General features: G+C 62.1%; 15 protein-coding genes. 8 read left to right on the top strand and 7 right to left on the bottom strand.

Annotation, left to right across the window (positions count from 1 at the left end):
• Nucleotides 1–60: 60 nt before the first annotated feature.
• The 4 genes from HKK52_RS20735 to HKK52_RS20720 are packed head-to-tail and all read right to left on the bottom strand — an operon-like array spanning nucleotide 61 to nucleotide 4902.
• A complete protein-coding gene (locus tag HKK52_RS20735; RefSeq protein ID WP_169372372.1) occupies nucleotides 61–882 on the bottom strand; it encodes a class I SAM-dependent methyltransferase in 822 nt (273 codons plus the stop codon).
• On the bottom strand, nucleotides 876–2030 hold the full coding sequence (locus HKK52_RS20730; protein ID WP_169372371.1) for an acyltransferase family protein: 1155 nt from the start codon (nucleotides 2028–2030) through the stop codon (nucleotides 876–878). Before HKK52_RS20730 ends, HKK52_RS20735 begins: the two co-directional genes overlap by 7 nt.
• Nucleotides 2027–3331, bottom strand: a complete 1305-nt coding sequence (locus tag HKK52_RS20725; protein ID WP_169372370.1) for a glycosyltransferase — start codon at nucleotides 3329–3331, stop codon at nucleotides 2027–2029. Before HKK52_RS20725 ends, HKK52_RS20730 begins: the two co-directional genes overlap by 4 nt.
• Entirely contained in the window at nucleotides 3325–4902 is a 1578-nt protein-coding gene (locus HKK52_RS20720) for a glycosyltransferase (RefSeq protein WP_169372369.1), read from the bottom strand. The genes HKK52_RS20725 and HKK52_RS20720 overlap by 7 nt, the downstream gene beginning before the upstream one ends.
• A 441-nt stretch (nucleotides 4903–5343) precedes the next feature.
• On the opposite strand from HKK52_RS20720, the gene HKK52_RS20715 reads away from it, so the two are divergent.
• From HKK52_RS20715 to HKK52_RS20680, 8 genes are read left to right on the top strand one after another with little or no spacing between them, the layout of a single operon-like run.
• The gene (locus HKK52_RS20715) at nucleotides 5344–6258 is read left to right on the top strand and encodes a GDP-mannose 4,6-dehydratase (RefSeq protein WP_169372368.1); all 915 of its coding nucleotides are present in this window, start codon (nucleotides 5344–5346) and stop codon (nucleotides 6256–6258) included.
• Nucleotides 6255–7226 (top strand): GDP-mannose 4,6-dehydratase, encoded by a 972-nt coding sequence (gmd, locus tag HKK52_RS20710; protein WP_169372367.1) that lies wholly within the window; start codon nucleotides 6255–6257, stop codon nucleotides 7224–7226. Before HKK52_RS20715 ends, gmd begins: the two co-directional genes overlap by 4 nt.
• A 3-nt stretch (nucleotides 7227–7229) precedes the next feature.
• Nucleotides 7230–8672 (top strand): mannose-1-phosphate guanylyltransferase/mannose-6-phosphate isomerase, encoded by a 1443-nt coding sequence (locus HKK52_RS20705; protein WP_169372366.1) that lies wholly within the window; start codon nucleotides 7230–7232, stop codon nucleotides 8670–8672.
• Entirely contained in the window at nucleotides 8673–9470 is a 798-nt protein-coding gene (locus HKK52_RS20700; protein ID WP_169372365.1) for an ABC transporter permease, read from the top strand.
• Nucleotides 9470–10720, top strand: coding sequence for an ABC transporter ATP-binding protein (locus HKK52_RS20695; protein WP_169372364.1), 1251 nt, complete (start codon nucleotides 9470–9472; stop codon nucleotides 10718–10720). Before HKK52_RS20700 ends, HKK52_RS20695 begins: the two co-directional genes overlap by 1 nt.
• On the top strand, nucleotides 10717–12084 hold the full coding sequence (locus tag HKK52_RS20690; RefSeq protein ID WP_169372363.1) for a glycosyltransferase family 4 protein: 1368 nt from the start codon (nucleotides 10717–10719) through the stop codon (nucleotides 12082–12084). The genes HKK52_RS20695 and HKK52_RS20690 overlap by 4 nt, the downstream gene beginning before the upstream one ends.
• Nucleotides 12068–13198, top strand: a complete 1131-nt coding sequence (locus tag HKK52_RS20685; protein WP_169372362.1) for a glycosyltransferase family 4 protein — start codon at nucleotides 12068–12070, stop codon at nucleotides 13196–13198. The genes HKK52_RS20690 and HKK52_RS20685 overlap by 17 nt, the downstream gene beginning before the upstream one ends.
• Complete coding sequence (locus tag HKK52_RS20680) at nucleotides 13199–14329, top strand: glycosyltransferase family 4 protein (RefSeq protein ID WP_169372361.1); 1131 nt, start codon at nucleotides 13199–13201, stop codon at nucleotides 14327–14329.
• 118 nt (nucleotides 14330–14447) lie between these two features.
• Here the strand turns inward: HKK52_RS20680 and HKK52_RS20675 are convergent, their stop codons facing one another.
• The 3 genes from HKK52_RS20675 to HKK52_RS20665 all read right to left on the bottom strand — a co-directional run bounded on the left by HKK52_RS20675 (nucleotide 14448) and on the right by HKK52_RS20665 (nucleotide 18188).
• Nucleotides 14448–16478 carry a 2Fe-2S iron-sulfur cluster-binding protein gene (locus tag HKK52_RS20675; protein ID WP_169372360.1) on the bottom strand — a complete coding sequence of 677 codons (2031 nt, stop codon included), beginning with the start codon at nucleotides 16476–16478 and terminating at the stop codon, nucleotides 14448–14450.
• A gap of 49 nt (nucleotides 16479–16527) precedes the next feature.
• Nucleotides 16528–17154, bottom strand: a complete 627-nt coding sequence (locus HKK52_RS20670; RefSeq protein ID WP_169372359.1) for a glutathione S-transferase family protein — start codon at nucleotides 17152–17154, stop codon at nucleotides 16528–16530.
• A gap of 131 nt (nucleotides 17155–17285) precedes the next feature.
• Nucleotides 17286–18188: a LysR family transcriptional regulator gene (locus HKK52_RS20665; RefSeq protein ID WP_169372358.1), complete on the bottom strand. Its 903-nt coding sequence runs from the start codon at nucleotides 18186–18188 to the stop codon at nucleotides 17286–17288.
• Nucleotides 18189–18214 lie beyond the last annotated feature (26 nt).

Raw genomic sequence — 18214 nt, 5'->3', positions numbered from 1 at the left:
AGGGCTTTTGTGGCGAGGGGGCAAGCCCCTCGCCACAAAAGCGCCCACAGTGAATCGCCGCTAGGGCTTACGGGCGATGATCACCTGACTTTTCGCCACCACCGCATCCAGCGCCTGCTTGATCTGCGCGCCCCGTGGCGAATCGAGGATCGCCTGCCAAGTATTGGCCCAGTGGTTGAGCAGCGGGTGGTCGGCGTTGCTGAAATCGACCTTGGCTTCCCAGAACAACAGCATCCACATCGACCAGTAGAAGCCGTACTGGCTATGGCTCAGTACTTCCAGCCCGGCGTTGCTGACCATTGCCTTGAACTGTTCTTCGCTGATGATGCGAATGTGGTTGGGCTTCTGGAAGTACTCCGGCGCGGCGATGTCCTTTTGCAAATCCTCGGAGCTTGGGTGCGGGACGCTGAGCAAGTACAGCGCCCCCGGCTTGCCGACCCGCACCAGCTCGGCGAGGAACTGTGCCGGATCGTCGACGTGCTCGATGACTTCGGTGGACACCACGCGCGTCGCGGTCGCATCAGCGATCGGCAATGGGTTGCAGTCGGTGACGTGGCATTCGACGCCGCGGGCCGGGGTGTCGCCCAGGCGCTGGCGAGTCGCTTCGACCTTGGCCCCATCGATGTCGGCAATGATGATTTTGGCCCCGCGCATGCCGCAGAAATGCACGTTGCCGCCGTCACCGCAGCCGACGTCGAGCAAGGTGTCCTCGGCCGTCACCGGGAAACCGGTGAACAGCTCGCCGGTTTCCTGGTTGAACCAGCCGCTGAGCATCGCATCGTGCAGGCCGAGCATATACGGGTCGACCTTGTCGGCGACCGGTGCCACGGGCTGCGCGGGAGCGGGCGCGCCCGCCGTGAGTTTCTTCAAAATACTCAGCATGAGGTAGCTCCAGAGGATGTGACGGCAGTTCGGGACGTGCTCAGGCGTTGCACCAGCGAGGCGCCGCGATTGCGCATGGGCATTTCGACGAAGCGGTAATTGAATTCGCTTAACAGGGCGATCAGCCCGCCAGCGATCAGGATGGTCAGGATCGGATGGCCGCCCGGGCTGGGCAGACCGGCCGCCTGCAAGCGGAAGATCAGCTCGCGCACCAACGAATAGGCGGGAATGTGGATCAGGTAAATCCCGTAGGAGCGACTGCCGACCCACACCATCAGATTTTTCAACAGGCCCCGTGGCAACAGATAGTCACGGTCGTAGGACGCGACCCACACCAGCACCGCGCCGAGCACGGCAATCGCGCCGATCCGGTAATGAGTGAAGGTGAAGCGATCAGTGGCCATCACACTCAGCGCCAACGCCATCAGCACCAGGAACGACACCCCGGCCCAGGGCCGGCGCAAGAAAGTCGGCTCCCAGCGCACATAATCCGGGCGTGCACTCCACATCGCCAACAGGATGCCGAGGGCCAATGCGTCGGTGCGCACCACCATCAGGATCGGCGTGCGCAAGGTCAACAACTGCACCGCGACCAACGCCAGCAAGGCCCAGACCAGATGCTTGCGACACAGCAGGATCAGCAACGGGAACAGCAGGTAGAACTGCTCCTCCAGCGACAGGCTCCAGTAAACGAAACTGGTGCCGTACTCATAGTTATAGAAGCTGTCGGCAAAGCGGAAGTTGGCGTACTGCGCGACCCCGGCCAGCGTCGCCTGCAGGTTGGCGTGCAACGTGCCGAACGCCCCGGAACGGTTGATCAACACGCAGGCCAGCAGCATCAGCGCCAGCCACAGCCACGCCGACGGCAACAAGCGAAAGGCCCGGCGCAGCCAGAAGTTGCGCGTCTGCTGCCAGTATTCCTGGCGTGTGCGGCAACCTTGCAACGCCGGGATCAGGCTGCGGGCGATGACGAAACCCGAGATCGCGAAAAACAGATCGACGCCCCACCAGGGCTGCCCCCAGCCGTGGATTTTTTCCAGCAGCGGCACCGGGTCGGTGAACAGACTGCCCGTCAGGTGATGGAACAACACGCCGAGCACCGCAATGCCGCGCAACAGCTCGATGTCCATGATCCGTTTGCTGGTCATGTCTCGGGGGTTTCCACGGCAGATGCAGCGCGGGTTTCGAACAAATCGGCAAAAAAGACGTTCAGGCGTTGCTCGGCGGTGGCCTGGCTGCAGAAGGTCTTGAGACTGGCCACCGCATGGGCGGACATCTGTGCATAACGTTCGGAATCACCCTTGGCCACCTCATAGCTGGCCCGGTACGCCGTGCACAACGACGCCCAGTTGGTGATGTAGCGCAACGTGCGAAAGGCCCGGCGCGGGTCGTGGGGCCAGGCCGTCAGTTCGTCCGTGGTGTCGATGAGGAACGCGTTGTCAGCATCCAGGTAATCGAGCATCGCCGTCGTGCGCGGCGCTACCGCCGGTTTGCCGCAGGACATGAACTCCATCAGCGGCAGGCACTGGCCTTCACCATAGGCGGTGTTGACCACGTAGCTGGTGGCCTCGACCAGGCGCTCGTAATCCGCATCCGCCAAGTAGCCATAGATCAGCACGATGCGGCAGCGGTAAGACTGGTTTTTGTACAAGTGATGAAGGATGTCGGCCAGCGCTTCCTCGGCATCGTGGTGGGTCAGTTTGAGCACCAGGGTCGCGTCTTGCGCTTCGCGGAAGGTCACGCAGAAGGCACTGAGCATGTCTTCCCAATTCTTGCGCCCGTCGCTGGGGTTGAACACCGAGGTGTAGATCACGCCGTCGAGGACGATCTCGTGTTCGCTGGCCGGCGCCTCGAAATCGATGCCCTCGCCGCTGCGCAAGTGCTCCGGGCCGAAGGCTTGCAGATCGAGTTGACGGCTGTCCGCCACCACCCCTTTGATCTTCAACGCCACCTGACGGGCCAGCGGCTGACGCTGCAACTGCGCGCCACGGGCGGCGAAACGGTCCCACACCGGCGCGGGCACGGCGACGATCGGATAATCCGCGCCCATCGCCTCGCGCACGGCGTTAACCGTGTAGCTGGAGTGCGTGATGGCCGCGCCTGAAGCCCGCAACACGGTGCGCCAGTCATTGCGCGGCTCACCGGCGAACGGTTCGTTGGGAATGGTGCTGAACTCCCAGGCGAACACCGCCAGGGTCGGACAGGCCAGATGTACCGGCGTGCGATGGGGCGGCGAGAACGACAGGAATACGCAGTCTTCGCCGCGAGCCAGGCAGTCGAGGTACAGGGCATCGACTTCGGTTTGCGGATCGCTGACTTCGATGACCTGCCCCAATCGTTCCAGCACAGGCCGGTATTCCTTGAGCACGAAGTAATAGCTGTACTCCGAACGACCGAGATTTTTGGCGATGGTGTGCCGGTTGGTTTCCGAATGAATGATGATCAGCATGAGGCGTTATCCATCACGGTTGCCGACGTCGATGCCTGTGGCGCCAGCCCGAAGAAATCCGCCAGGCGTTGCTGCACCGGGGCGAACCCGCAGTAATCGTGCATGCGCTCGACAGCGGCCCGGGACATGCGCTGGTAGTCCTGCGGTTGCGCCTTGGCCATCCGGTAGCTGTGTTCGTAGGCGCTTTTCAGCGAGCCCCAGTCCGGCCGATAGCGCAGGGTGCGGTAAATGATGCGAGTGTCTTGCGGCCAGATGGTCAGCTCTTCGCTGGACTTGAGCACAAACGCCACGTTCTCGTCGATGTAGTCCTCCATGGCCGTGTGGTTCGGGGCGATCACCGGTTTGCCACTGGCCATGAACTCCATCAGCGGCAGGCACAGGCCTTCGCAACGTGAAGCATTGACGTAAAAACTCGCCGCTTCGTAGAGCCGGGCGTACTGCGGATCGTCCAGGTAGCCGTGCATCACCACCACCCGACAGGCGAACGGCGACAACTGCGCGAGCAACGTCATGAGTTCGTCGTAGTAGGACGACAGATCGCTCTGGGTAATCTTCAACACCAGCGTGGCGTCATCCGTTTCGCGGAAGGCCCAGCAGAAGGCGGTGATCAGTTGATGCCAGTTCTTGCGACCGTCCCTGGGATTGAACACGGTGGCGTAGACCACGCCATCGACCCGGGTTTCGACTCGGGCGGTGGTGTCCGGCCACACTCGTGGTTCGGGCTCGGGCACGGCAATCGTCTGCGGGCCGGCGATGGCCGGCAGGTACTCGGCCAGTCGCGCATGGGCGGTGTCCGACAGTAGATCGCGGACGCCTTCCCAATACCACTGGCTCAGGAAGTGCGTGCGATGGACCGGGATCGGCAGTGATTTGCCCATGTCCCGACGCCACATATGCAGGTAGTGGCGGGCAATGACGAAGCGCCGTTTCAGGGTCAGCGGTGGCGGCTTCGCCGCTTCCAGTTCGGCTTCCCGCGCCGCCAGTTCCTCGGCGGTCGGCGGCACCGGAATCAGCGCATCGGCACTGAGCCCGAGGGTGCGGGTGTCGAAGATGCAGCCCTTGATGTCCAGGGTCGAACCGGGGTTCACCGGTGCGCTGGTATGTCGACTACGAATGTCGGCGAAGTTTTCCCACAACGGCGTCGGCAAGACCAGCACCGGGAAGTCTTCGCCCATGGCCCGGCGAATCGCCCGGGCGGTATGACTGGAAAGCGTAATGACCCGCCCCTGGCGCGCGAGCATCTGCGTCCAGTCCTGGCGGGGGTCGTTGTCCCACTGCTCATCGGGAATCGAGTCGAACTCCCAGGCCACCACGCAAATCGTCGGGCATTCCAGGTCGTCCGGGGTTTTCTGCGGTGGCGTGAAGGACAGGAACAGGCTGTCTTCGCCAGCGGCGAGCAGTTGTCGATAGAGGGGGTCGACCTCGGCGACAGAGGACACCACATGGACCCGTCCCAGGCTTTCGAGCACCGGCCGGTACGCCTTGAGCACGAAGTAGTAACTGTATTCGGGACGACCGAGGCTCTGGCTGATGGAACTGTCGTTGACGTCCGAGTAAAGAATGAAATTCATGGCATCCCACGATGAAACCGCCAACCCGGCGGCCCCACTCTATGACGGCAAAGCCACGGATCGAGTCGGTACTTACCGGCCGTCGTCCATCGTCTTCTTGCCCGTCTACGTTCTTGTTTTAATGGTCAGCTTCGCGGGGTCTGGAAACGACTTTCGTAACACCCCGGACGAACGCTGGATAATCGTGACGAGGGGCATTCTAAACACATCCGTTGAGGATTCGTGAACCGCCCGGCGAGAATAAATCAAGCTACGCTGACGAGAACTGACCAGTCACGGTTGGACCTGTTGAAATTGCCGAGCAATTGGCACAGATTGGCTACCAAACAACTACAACAAATCACTTCGCCTGCCTTTCGACCAGGAAATCCACCCGGTCTGACAGACATCTCCGTAAAGCCTGTGGGGAATGGACGAAGTGAATGACCAAGGGGCCGCTGTTTGAAAAAGCGTCTGTTCGTTACGGGTCTCAGTGGATTCGTAGGACAACACATCCAATCCCGTCTGAAGGCTGATGCCGCGGAATGGGAACTTCTGCCGGTTCCGTCCCGGTACGATCTCGGCGAGCCCGGCAGCCTCGAAGGCCTGTGGCCCGAGATGCCCGACGCGGTCATTCACCTGGCCGGCCAGACGTTCGTTCCCGAAGCCTTCCGGGATCCGGCGCGCACGCTGAACATCAACCTGCTCGGCACCCTGAACCTGCTGCAAGCCCTCAAGGCTCGCGGGTTCAACGGCACCTTCCTGTACGTCAGCTCCGGCGACGTCTACGGCCAGGTCAGCGAAGCCCAATTACCCATCACCGAACTCCAGCCGCCCTGCCCGCGCAACCCGTATGCCGTGAGCAAACTGTCGGCCGAATTCCTCAGCCTGCAATGGGGCCTGAGCGAAAGCTGGCCGGTGCTGGTCGCCCGCCCGTTCAACCACATCGGCACCGGGCAGAAAGACAGCTTCGTCATCGCCAGCGCCGCGCGCCAGATCAGTCGAATCAAACAAGGCCTGCAAGCGCCACAACTGGAGGTCGGCGACATTGATGTCAGCCGCGACTTCCTCGATGTCGGCGATGTGGTCTCCGCCTACCTGGCGTTGCTTGAGAGGGGCACGCCGGGACAGGTCTACAACATTTGCTCGGGGCGCGAGCAAAGCATCCGCAGTCTGATTGAACAGCTAGGGGACCTCGCCCAGGTCGACATGCAATTGATTCAGGACCCTGCGCGTCTTCGCCGCGCGGATCAGCGTCGCGTTTGTGGCAGCCATGCCAAGCTTGCCCAGACCACAGGATGGACGCCTGAAATCACAACACAACAATCCCTGCGGGCGATCCTGTCCGACTGGGAGAAACGAGTAAAAGAACAATGACTAAAAGTGCACTGATCACAGGGATCACCGGCCAGGATGGCGCGTATCTGGCCAAACTGCTGCTCGACAAGGGCTACAAGGTCCATGGCCTGGTCGCACGGCGCAGCAGCGATTCGCGTTGGCGCCTGCGCGAGATGGGGGTCGAGGGCGACATCGTTTACCTGGACGGCGACATGGCCGATGCCTGCTCGGTACAGCGCGCGGTGATCAAGTCGGCGCCGGATGAGGTCTACAACCTGGCGGCGCAAAGTTTCGTCGCCGCGTCCTGGGACCAACCGGTGACCACCGGCATCGTCGACGGCCTGGGGGTGACTCACCTGCTGGAAGCGATCCGCCAGTTCAGTCCACACACGCGTTTCTATCAAGCGTCCACCAGCGAAATGTTCGGCCTGATCCAGGCCGAGCAGCAGGACGAGAACACGCCGTTCTACCCGCGCAGCCCTTACGGCGTGGCCAAGCTCTACGGCCACTGGATCACCGTGAACTACCGCGAAAGCTTCAACCTGCACGCCAGCAGCGGAATCCTGTTCAATCACGAATCGCCGTTGCGTGGCATCGAGTTCGTGACCCGCAAGGTCACCGACGCTGCCGCGCGCATCAAGCAAGGCAAACAGCACGAGCTGCGCCTGGGCAACATCGACACCAAGCGCGACTGGGGCTTTGCCGGTGACTACGTCGAAGCCATGTGGCTGATGCTGCAACAGGACAAGGCCGACGACTACGTGGTCGCCACCGGCGTGACCACCACCGTGCGCGAAATGTGCCGCATCGCCTTCGATCACATTGGCCTGAACTACCGCGACTACGTGAAGATCGACCCGGCGTTTTTCCGCCCGGCCGAAGTCGACGTGTTGCTCGGCAATCCGGCCAAAGCCCAGCGTGTACTGGGCTGGAAGCCAAAAACCGATCTGGATACCTTGATCCGCGCAATGATGGATGCGGACATGAAACGCGTCGCCAAGGAGTAGGCCATGCTGATTCCTGTGATCCTCTCCGGCGGTGCCGGGACCCGTTTGTGGCCGGTATCGCGTGAAGGCCATCCGAAGCCGTTCATGACCCTGCCCGACGGCCAGTCGCTGCTGGGCAAGACGTATCGGCGCGCGGCAGGCCTGCTCGATGGCTGGGGCGACATCGTCACGGTGACCAACCGCGAGTATTACTTCCAGAGCAAGGATCACTATCAGGACGCGCAACTGGCCCGCCATCGCGGCCACTTCCTGCTGGAGCCGACGGGCCGCAACACGGCCCCGGCCATCGCCGCGGCGGCGTTGTCGCTGCAAGCGCTGCACGGTGACGAGGCGATCATGGTGGTGATGCCGGCCGATCACCTGATCGTCAATGTCGAGGCGTTGCAGAGCGCGGTCGAGCATGCGGTGACGCTGGCCAAATCCGGGCATCTGGTAACGTTTGGCGTGGTGCCGACGGCGCCGGAGACCGGCTTCGGTTACATCGAGACCGGCGCCCCACTGGACGACAAAGGCGCGGCCAAGGTCCAGCGTTTCGTCGAAAAACCCGACCTGCAAACCGCGACCCATTACCTGGAAAGCGGCAACTTCCTGTGGAACTCGGGGATGTTCTGCTTCTCGGTGGCCACGTTGCTGGCCGAGTTGCAGGTTCACGCCCCCGAGTTACTCGAACAGACCCGTGCCTGCATGGACGTCAGTGCACCGGTGGAAACCGGTGGCTGCCTGCAACAGGAGCTATCGCCGGCGCTGTTTGCCGAAATCACCGACATCTCTATCGACTACGCCTTGATGGAGCGCTCGGACAAGGTGGTGGTAGTGCCCGCCGGTTTCGACTGGAGCGATATCGGTTCCTGGAGTGCGCTGGCCGCGTTGATACCACCGGATGCGCAAAACAACCGCGCCAGCGGCGACGCCGTGTTTGTCGACAGCCACAACAACTTCGTCCAGAGCGAAGGCCGGCTGGTCGCCGCCGTGGGTGTGGATAACCTGATCATCGTCGATACCGCCGACGCGGTGCTGGTGGCCCATGCCGACCGGGCCCAGGATGTGCGCCGGGTGGCCAAGCAACTCAAGGACAAGCAACACGAAGCCTATCGCCTGCACCGCACCGTCAGCCGGCCTTGGGGCACCTATACCGTGCTCGAGGAAGGCAAGCGTTTCAAGATCAAGCGCATCGTGGTCAAGCCGGGCGGCAAGTTGTCGCTGCAAATGCACCACCACCGCAATGAACACTGGGTCGTGGTCGAAGGCATGGCCAAGGTCACCAACAACGGCACCGGCACCCACCTGGTGGCCAAGAACGAATCGACCTTCATTGCCGCCGGGCACAAGCATCGGCTGGAGAACCCGGGGGTGATCGACCTGGTGATCATTGAAGTGCAAAGCGGCGAATACCTGGGAGAGGACGACATCGTCCGCTTCGAAGATCAATACGGCAGGACGGTTTAAATGCTGCTTTCCCTGTACCGCTCGCTGTGGGGTTATCGGGGGTTCATCCTCGGTAGCGTCCAGCGAGAGTTTCAAGCGCGTTATCGCAATTCGCTGTTCGGGGCCCTGTGGCCCGTGCTCAATCCGCTGTCGATGATCATCGTCTACACCGTGGTGTTTTCCCAGATCATGCGCGCGCGCCTGCCTGGGGTGGATGACGGCATGGCCTACAGCGTTTACCTGTGTGCCGGCCTGCTCGCCTGGGGACTGTTCACCGAAATCACCCTGCGCAGCCAGAACATGTTTCTGGAAAACGCCAACCTGCTGAAGAAAATCAGTTTCCCGCGGATCTGCCTGCCGGCGATTGTATTGATCAACGCCAGCATCAACTTCGCGATCATCATGAGCCTGTTCCTCGGCTTTCTGCTGATCACCGGACGCTGGCCGGGCACGGCGATGCTGGCACTGATACCGTTGATGGCGTTGCAAATGATGTTCTGCGCCGGGCTGGGGATGGTGCTTGGCGTGCTGAATGTGTTCTTCCGCGATGTCGGGCAACTCTTCGGCATCTGCCTGCAATTCTGGTTCTGGCTGACGCCCATTGTGTACCCGATCAGCATCCTGCCGGACTGGGTCCAGCGCCTGCTGCAACTCAATCCGCTGACCAACCTGATCGCCAGTTATCAAAACCTGTTCCTCTACGGGCAATGGCCGGTCTGGAGTTCGCTGCTGCCGATTTTCATCACCGGTGTGGTGTTCTGTCTGATCGGATTGCGGCTGTTTCGCCAGCGGGTCGGCGAAATGGTGGATGAACTCTGATGGGGCATATTCGCGTCACTGGCCTGGGCAAGGCCTACAAGCAATACCCGAACCGCTGGAGCCGACTGGCCGAGTGGCTGATCCCGTTTTCTCCTCTGCGCCACCACCAGCACTGGGTGCTGCAAGACGTCGAGTTCGAGATTGCCTCCGGTGAAGCGGTGGGCATCGTCGGGGTTAACGGTGCGGGCAAAAGCACCCTGTTGAAGATGATCACCGGCACCACCCAGCCCACGTGCGGCAAGATCGAAACCGTGGGCCGCGTCGCGGCGCTGCTGGAACTGGGCATGGGCTTTCACCCGGACTTTACCGGTCGCCAGAATGCGTTCATGGCCGGGCAACTGCTGGGCATGCAGGTCGCCGAGATTGAAGCGCTGATGCCCGAGATCGAGCACTTCGCGGAAATCGGCGACGCCATCGACCACCCGGTCCGCACCTATTCCAGCGGCATGCAGATGCGCCTGGCCTTCAGCGTCGCCACCGCGCGGCGCCCGGACATCCTGATCGTCGACGAAGCGCTGTCCGTGGGCGATGCCTACTTCCAGCACAAGAGCTTCGAACGCATCCGCAGCTTCCGCAAGGCCGGCACCACCCTGCTGATCGTGTCCCACGACCGCTCGGCGATCCAGTCGATCTGCGATTCGGCGATCCTGCTCAAGGACGGTCGCATGGCCATGCACGGCAAACCCGAAGCGGTCCTGGACTATTACAACGCCTTGATGGCCGAGCGCGAAGGTCAGGTCGTGCGCCAGGAAATGCTCGCCGGCGGCGAAGTGCAAACCGTCTCCGGTACCGGTGAAGCTGGCATTCTCAGCGTGCGCCTGCTGGACGAAAACGACCGCTCCATCGACGCCGCCGAGGTCGGGCAAGCCGTGGTGCTGGAAGTGCAGGTCGAAGTGCGCCAGAACATCGAGCGCCTGGTCCTGGGCTTCATCCTCAAGGACCGCCTGGGCCAGATGATGTATGGCATCAACACCCATCGCCAGGACAAGGCGCTGACCGATCTGCACGCCGGCGAACGGTTCACCTATCGCTTTGCCTTCGTCATGGGCCTGGGCAAGGGCAACTACTCGGTGTCCCTGAGCCTGTCGCGGCTGGACTCGCACCTGGATCGCAACTACGAATGGCGCGATTACGGGCTGGTGTTCCACGTGATCAACAACCGGCATGAAGACTTCGTCGGCTGCTCGTGGCTGGCGGCGAAAACCACCGTTGCCCGCACCGACTCGACTGTCACGGAACGTTCGCCATGACCCGTCTACTGGTGGAGTGCACCCACGTGTTCCAGCACCCCAAGGTCAACTCGGGCATTCAGCGGGTGGTGCGCAATGTCGTCAATCAACTGCCGCCCAGCGTGGACGGGGTGGAGTGTATTCCGGTGGTGATGCTCAAGGGCAAGCTCTATCGAGTGCTCAAGCTCGGGGCCTTGAACATACCGTTTTTCGATCATTTGATGATCTTTGGCGGGCGTCTGGGTCGGCTGGCCCATCGTTTCTGGCAGTTGCACCAACGCCTGCACAACCGCAGCCATTCGCGGGTGATCAAGCGTTTGCTGCACGTGGCCTACCGCGTCACCGCGATCACTTGTTTCAGCCTGCCGTTGCGCCTGATCGACGGCCTCAACCAGTACCAACTGCCCAAGCGTTGTGCGCCGCTGCAACATCAACCCGGGGATCAACTGGTGTTGCTGGATTCCTCCTGGCATACCGACTTCTTCCCGTTTGCCGAACAGCTCAAGCGCGAAGGCGTAGGCATTGTGTCGGTGATCTACGACTTGATTCCCCTGACTCACCCGCAGTTCTACGACACACGGCTGGTGCAGGTTTTCAACGAGTGGTTCGACTGGATCATTAAGACCGCCGATGGCTATGTGGCGATTTCCGCCACGGTGCGCGACCAGGTGCGTGAAGAGTTACAACGGCGGATCGGCCCGGCGAAAGCCGACGCCTTGTGGTTCGACTATTTCCACCTCGGCTCCGAACTCGACCTGCGCGAAGCCAATGCTGCCGTCGAGCCGCGCCTGCGGCGAATGTTCGACTCCCCGGAGCCAGTGTTCCTGATGGTCAGCACCATCGAACCACGCAAGAACCACGACTACCTGCTGGACGCCTTTGAACTCGCCTGGGCGGCGGGTTCCAAAGCCCGGTTGTGCATTGCCGGGCGCATCGGCTGGAAGTGCGACGCCCTGCTCGCCCGGGTGCGCAATCATCCGCAGTTGAATAAACGGTTATTCATGTTCAACGACCTGAGCGATACCAGCCTCGAATACGCTTACGCCCACGCCCGTTCGCTGGTGTTTCCGTCTTGGGTCGAAGGCTTCGGCTTGCCCCTGGTGGAGGCCATGCAGCGCGGTTTGCCGGCGATGGGCAGCGATATCCCGGTGTTCCGCGAAATCGGCGGCGAGTTCATGGCTTACTTCGACCTGGCCACGCCGCAAAGCCTGGCGGACCTGGTCACCCGTTTCGAAAGCAGCGGCCAATTCCCGGCCGCCCGCCACGTCGCAGACTGGTACTGGATCAGCTGGCGCGAAGCCAGTGCGCAACTGGCTGAACGGACCCTGCGTAACCTGGAAGCACTCCCGGCCGAGTCAGAGAGGCAACATGCAAATTGCCCTTAACGCCCGGATCCTCCAGGCCCCGCGCACCGGCATCGGCCACTACGTCGCCGAGCTGGTAGGCGCCCTCGCCTGCGAGCCGGACGTCGAGCTGGCGTTGTTCCACGGCTGGGGCTGGAGCTCTACGCTCCCCGACGCGGCCATGCCCGGCTATTCGCGACTGACTCCATTGCTGCGGCAAATTCCCGGGGCCTACCAGGCGCGACGCTGGCTGGCGCAGAAACGCTTCGATCAAGGTCGCCCGCCGTCGATCGACCTCTATCACGAACCCAGTCTGTGGCCGCTGTCGTTCGACGGCCCGACGGTCATCACCTTGCATGACCTGACACACCTGCATTACCCCGAGACGCAACCACCGGCACGCCTGCGCGAAATCGAACGGCGACTGGCTGAAGGCGTGCAGCAGGCGCAGTTGATTCTGACCGACTCGCAGTTCATTGCCGACGAGGCCCAGGACTTTTTCGCCCTGCCGGCCGAGCGTTTCATCGTTGCACCGTTGGGTGTGGCGGCACGTTTCCATCCGCGCGACGTCACCGACATCGACGCGGTGCTCAAGGCCCATGGCGTCGAGGCGCGGGAATATTTCCTGTGCGTCGGCACTCTGGAGCCGCGTAAAAACCTGACCCTGGCCCTGCGCGCCCACGCCTTGCTGCCGGAGGCGCAGCGCCAGCAATTTCCGCTGTTGATCGTCGGCATGGCCGGGTGGCAGCGTGAGCAATTCAGCGAAGAGTTGCGTCAGGCGCTGGCCGCCGGTCACGTGTGTTTGCTCGGTTATCTGCCGGACGAGCATGTGGCACAACTACTGGCCGGGGCGCGGGCGCTGATTTTTCCGTCGATTTACGAAGGCTTCGGCCTCCCCGTGCTGGAAGCCATGGCTAGCGGCACCCCGGTGATCCTGGTGCGACATTCGGCGATGCCGGAGGTCGCCGGCGCGGCGGGCAACTATATTGAACCCGACGATCCACAAGGCTTGCGCGATGCCATGAGCCGACTGATCGACGATAAAACGCATTGGCAGGTATGCCGAGAAGCGGGACTGCAACAAGCGAAGCTTTTTTCCTGGGAGCGTTGCGCGAAGATCACAGCTCGCGCCTACCGCCAGGCTTTGGGAGGTTGAATGCGCGTACTTCATTTTTTCAAGACGTACTTGCCCGACTCCGTGGGGGGTATCGAACAAGTCATCTTCCAGCTCTGCGAAAGCGGCGCCCAACACGGCATCGAGGGTCAGGTGCTGACGCTGAGCACCGACCCGACACCGCCAGTGGTGCAACTCGGACAGCACGAAGTGCATCGAGCCAGACTCGATATTCAGTTCGCCTCCACCGGGTTTTCCTGGAGCGTGTTCAAACAATTTCGCGAACTGGCGGCCGAAGCGGACGTGGTCAATTACCACTTCCCCTGGCCGTTCATGGACCTGGTGCATTTCGCCAGCGGCATGAACAAGCCCTGCGTGGTCACCTACCACTCGGACATCATTCGCCAGAAACACCTGCTCAAACTCTATCGGCCACTGATGAACCGCTTTCTCGCCAGCGCCGACCGCATTGTCGCGGCCTCGCCCAACTACCTGCACACCAGCGATGTGTTGCAGCAGTTCCAGGACAAGACCCGAGTCATTCCCTACGGCTTGAACAAGGCCGGTTATCCACAGCCCGATAGCGCGCGCATGGACCATTGGCGGCAGAAGCTTGGGGATAAGTTTTTCCTGTTCGTCGGCGTGATGCGTTACTACAAAGGCCTGCACATTCTGCTCGACGCCTTGAAAGACGTGGACTACCCGGTGGTGATCGTCGGCGCAGGACCGCTGGAAGCAGAACTGCACGCGCAAGCTGCGGCATTGGGTCTGCGCAACATTCACTTCCTCGGCCGGTTGGGCGATGAAGACAAAGTGACGCTGCTGCAACTGAGCTACGCCATCGTGTTCCCGTCACACCTGCGTTCCGAAGCGTTCGGTATTTCGCTGCTGGAAGGCGCGATGTATGGCAAGCCGATGATCTCCAGCGAGATTGGCACCGGCACCAGCTACATCAACATCCACAACGAAACCGGGCTGGTGGTGCCACCGAGCAATCCACTGGCGTTCCGCGAGGCGATGCGAACCTTGTGGGAAAACCCCGTTCGCGCGGCGGAGATGGGGGTGAAGGCGGAGGCGCGGTATCGGCAGTTGTTTACCGCCGATGAGATGGGGCGCAAGTGGACGGCGCTGTATCAGGAATTGCTGGAAGAGAAATCGCTGTCCTATGCCTGAACCCGCCACAACCTGTAGGAGCCGAGCTTGCTCGCGATGGCGGCTCCAGATGCACCATGGTTGTCGACTGATACACCGCTTTCGCGAGCAAGCTCAGCTCCTACAAGGGATCAACGGGTTATAAGTCCAGCACCAGTGGCTGCGAACTCTGGGCCGGAATCGCACAACAAATCAGCACCTGCCCGGCATCCGGCACCTCCGCCGGGGGCTGTGGATAATTCACCTGGCCGCTGATCAACCGGGTCTTGCAGGTCCCGCACGAGCCGCCGCGGCAACTGAATTCCGGACGCAAACCCCGGCTCTCCGCCAGCTCCAGCAAACTGCCGCCGTCCGGTTGCCAGCGAGCCTCCTTGGCCGAGCGCTGGAACACCACCGGCACCGATGTGGTGGCAGCAGGCGGTTGTTCGATGACGATGGCGTCCGGGTCCGGCCGCCGACGCAATGTCGAGGGGCCAAATGTCTCGGCGTGAATCCTCGAATCGCGGACATCCAGCTCCCGCAAGCCGTCGTACAGCCCTTGGGTGAATGCCCCCGGCCCGCACAGGACAAAATCCACTTCATCGAAGTCTTCGACCTCAAGCATGCCGTGCAGCAACGCGGTGTCGATGCGTCCGGTCAGGTCGAAGTCCTCGCCCTCCCGTGCCTCGGGTTCCGGCTGACTGAGCAAGCGCAGCACGCGCACGGTATCGCCAGCGCCTTCCAGCAAACGGTCCAGCTCTGAACGAAACGGTTGATCGGCCAGGGTCCGCGAACTCTGGAAGAACCAGGTCGGCCGAATGTGCCGCGTGCGCCAGCCCTGATAAACCACCTCGCGCACCATCGACAGCAACGGCGTGATGCCAACGCCGGCGGCCAACAACACTAATGGCCGCCGCTCGTGGGGCGCCACGGTGAAGTGCCCCTGGGGTGCGCGGGCTTCCAGCACATCGCCGACGCGGATCTGTTCATGCAGGTGCGAAGAGACCAAGCCGTCGCGCTTCACGCTGATGCGGAAAAAGTCATCGGACGGCGCACTCGACAGGCTGTAGGTGCGGATATGCACCTCATTGCCAATCTTGAAGCGCAGCGGCAAATGCTGCCCAGCCTGGAACACCGGCAATCCGGCGCCATCGGCGGGCTCCAGATAGATCGAACGGATGTTCTGGCTTTCCGCTTCGATGCGCGTCACCCGCAGTGGCCGCCAGGCATCACCCAGGGCTTGTGCTTGCAGACGAGCGGCGGCCTGTTCCCAGGTGCCGGTCATCAAACTGTTGGGCGACATACCGTCGAAACGCCAGCGCAGGGCCAACGCCGCAGGCCGGCGCACGACGCGTTCAACGTCCAGCGTCCACAACCGCTCGGCGCCCTGGAAGGCCTCGATCTGCGGGCCGTCGAGGATCACTTCGGTACGCCCGCTGAGCTGCAGCAGGTCGCCGGAATTGAAGTCGATGAACAGCAAACCGGCCTGCGGATTGACCAGCAGATTGCCCAAGGTATTGAAAAACAGGTTGCCGGCAAAATCCGGAATGGTCAGGCGATTGCCTTCGATGCGGACGAAACCGGGCTGGCCACCGCGATGGGAAACGTCCACCGAGCGTTGGCCATCGACGTCCACGTAACTGGCGACAAACAACGTATCGGCCTGGCTGATCATGGCGCTGGCCGCATCATCCAGCGCGTTGAGGTGCTGGGCGACGCGGGTCGACGGATCGGCCAGCGGCACCGAGCGAAACTGCCGCAGTTGAATGTATTGCGGGCAGTTGCCGAAGGACTGTTCCACCAAAACGCCGAAGCCGCCCGTGGTCATGGCGCCGACTCGACCGTTGAGACGATTACGCCGCCGTGTGTGCAATTCGATGCCCAGCAGGCCAATCGCGGCCCCGGCCTGCAACTGTGCCGGATCATCGGCCGCCGGCAAGCGCTCGAACTGCAACCCGGCAGGCGCAGGAGAATGCGCGAAACCCGGCGGCCCTTCGAGGATGCTTGCCCACGGGTGACCGTCCGCATCCACCGCGCCGTACAGCATGAACGGCAGTTGCTGATAGAACTGGCGATGCTGGTCCGGCATCTCGCTGCGAATCACCCTGCGACCCAGGGTTTCCATGCGCTCGGCAACACCCACTTGCTCCTGCAACTGTTTCTCGCCGGCGTGCCACGGTGAATGTTCCATCACAGCCTCTCCCTTGCGCCCAAGGCGCAGTGTGAACAGCTCAAGAAGGTCAGGCGGTTTGTTGCAGGCCAGCGACGGTGCGCGGCATGCCGACAAACCCGGGCAAGGCTTCGATCCGTGCCAGCCAGGCACGCACGTTGGCGTAGTCCGCCAGGGACACATTGCCTTCCGGGGCATGGGCGATGTAGCTGTAAGCCGCGACGTCGGCGATGGTCGGCTCGTTGCCCACCAGATACTCGGCGTTGGCCAATTCCTGATCGATGACCTTGAGCAGGTCATGGGCGCGGGCGATCGCTTCTTCAGCGTTGTAAGGCGCACCAAACACGGTGATCAACCGAGCTCTCGCCGGGCCAAAGGCAATCTGCCCGGCCGCCACCGACAACCAGCGCTGCACTTTGGCCGCGCCGACCGGGTCGGCGGGCAACCAACGGCCGTTGCCATACTTCTGCGCCAGGTACACCAGGATGGCGTTGGAGTCGGCCAGTATCACGCCTTGATCATCCAGCACCGGTACTTGGCCAAACGGGTTGATCGCCAGGAACTTCGGCTGTTTATGCTCTCCTTTGGCCAGATCGACCAGGATCAGCTCGGTCGGCAGTTGCAGCAACGACAGCATCAACTCGGCACGGTGCGCGTGGCCGGAGCGGGGGAAGTTGTAGAGTTTGATGGCGTGCATGAGCGGCTCCGCTGGGTGATTGCGCCGTTCAGACCTTGAACAGCAACGATGGGGGCCATCATCTACCCATCGCCAAAACAACAGAATCACCAGCCAATGCAATCCATTATTTCAGCCAGCGCAATAAACCGTCAGCCTTGCAAGGCCGGGTGCTCACGCAGGGCCTTCACCGCAAAATCCACAAAACTGCGAATACGCGCCGGGGCTTTGCGTCCGCCCTGGTAGACGATGTGGATCGGCAGCGGCGGGAGTTCAAAGTCCGCCAGGACGATTTCCAGTTCCCCGGCCGCGACTTTGCGCGCCACTTGATAGGACAGAACGCGGGTCAACCCCAAGCCCAGGCTTGCTGCATTGATGGCCGCCTGATTGGACGTCACCACCAGCCGCGACTCCGGACGCACGCCGAGCGGCTGCCCGCTATCGAGAAAGGGCCAGGTCCTTAGCTGCCCGATGGCCGATGTGGCAACGACCGGCACGCCGTTTAAATCCTGGGGATGACAAGGTCGACCATGGGCATCCAGATACGTCGGCGATGCACAGATCACCCGCCGTACCTCACCCACGCGAATCGCGTGCTGGTTGCTGTCGGGCAACTCACCAATGCGCACAGCGACATCGATGCCCTCCTCGACCATGTTGACGATGCGATCCACCAACACCCCGTTGATCGTGACATCGGGAAACTGGTTGAGGTAATCGACCATCACCGGCGTGACAAACAACTCGCCGAACAACACCGGCGCCGTCACGGTCAGTTGCCCACGGGGTTGCGCGTGACTGCCTGCCGCCGAATCCTCGGCTTCCTGCACCTCGGCGAGAATTCTCCGACAATCCTCCAGATAACGCTGGCCCGCCTCGCTCAAATGCACGCTGCGGGTGGTGCGCGTCAGCAGCAGCGTGCCGATGCGTTGCTCCAGCGCCGCCACTGCGCGGGTGACGCTGGCCGCCGACATGCCCAAGCGCCGCGCCGCCGCCGAAAAGCCCTGGTCCTGGGCGACGGCGGCGAAGACCTGCATTTCCTGGAAGCGGTCCATCGATGAACTCCTGAGCGCTGAAAAAC

Source organism: Pseudomonas sp. ADAK2 (assembly GCF_012935755.1).
Classification (GTDB): domain Bacteria; phylum Pseudomonadota; class Gammaproteobacteria; order Pseudomonadales; family Pseudomonadaceae; genus Aquipseudomonas.
Note: the sequence above shows the minus strand (reverse complement) of the source record. Positions and strands in the feature narration are given on the sequence as shown.

Excerpts from the sequence above, each read along its gene's own strand:
- HKK52_RS20735 (WP_169372372.1), bottom strand. The coding sequence starts at position 882 with ATGCTGAGTATTTTGAAGAAACTCACGGCGGGCGCGCCCGCTCCCGCG.
- HKK52_RS20730 (WP_169372371.1), bottom strand. The coding sequence starts at position 2,030 with ATGACCAGCAAACGGATCATGGACATCGAGCTGTTGCGCGGCATTGCG.
- HKK52_RS20725 (WP_169372370.1), bottom strand. The coding sequence starts at position 3,331 with ATGCTGATCATCATTCATTCGGAAACCAACCGGCACACCATCGCCAAA.
- HKK52_RS20720 (WP_169372369.1), bottom strand. The coding sequence starts at position 4,902 with ATGAATTTCATTCTTTACTCGGACGTCAACGACAGTTCCATCAGCCAG.
- gmd (WP_169372367.1), top strand. The coding sequence starts at position 6,255 with ATGACTAAAAGTGCACTGATCACAGGGATCACCGGCCAGGATGGCGCG.
- HKK52_RS20705 (WP_169372366.1), top strand. The coding sequence starts at position 7,230 with ATGCTGATTCCTGTGATCCTCTCCGGCGGTGCCGGGACCCGTTTGTGG.
- HKK52_RS20700 (WP_169372365.1), top strand. The coding sequence starts at position 8,673 with ATGCTGCTTTCCCTGTACCGCTCGCTGTGGGGTTATCGGGGGTTCATC.
- HKK52_RS20695 (WP_169372364.1), top strand. The coding sequence starts at position 9,470 with ATGGGGCATATTCGCGTCACTGGCCTGGGCAAGGCCTACAAGCAATAC.
- HKK52_RS20690 (WP_169372363.1), top strand. The coding sequence starts at position 10,717 with ATGACCCGTCTACTGGTGGAGTGCACCCACGTGTTCCAGCACCCCAAG.
- HKK52_RS20685 (WP_169372362.1), top strand. The coding sequence starts at position 12,068 with ATGCAAATTGCCCTTAACGCCCGGATCCTCCAGGCCCCGCGCACCGGC.
- HKK52_RS20680 (WP_169372361.1), top strand. The coding sequence starts at position 13,199 with ATGCGCGTACTTCATTTTTTCAAGACGTACTTGCCCGACTCCGTGGGG.
- HKK52_RS20675 (WP_169372360.1), bottom strand. The coding sequence starts at position 16,478 with ATGGAACATTCACCGTGGCACGCCGGCGAGAAACAGTTGCAGGAGCAA.
- HKK52_RS20670 (WP_169372359.1), bottom strand. The coding sequence starts at position 17,154 with ATGCACGCCATCAAACTCTACAACTTCCCCCGCTCCGGCCACGCGCAC.
- HKK52_RS20665 (WP_169372358.1), bottom strand. The coding sequence starts at position 18,188 with ATGGACCGCTTCCAGGAAATGCAGGTCTTCGCCGCCGTCGCCCAGGAC.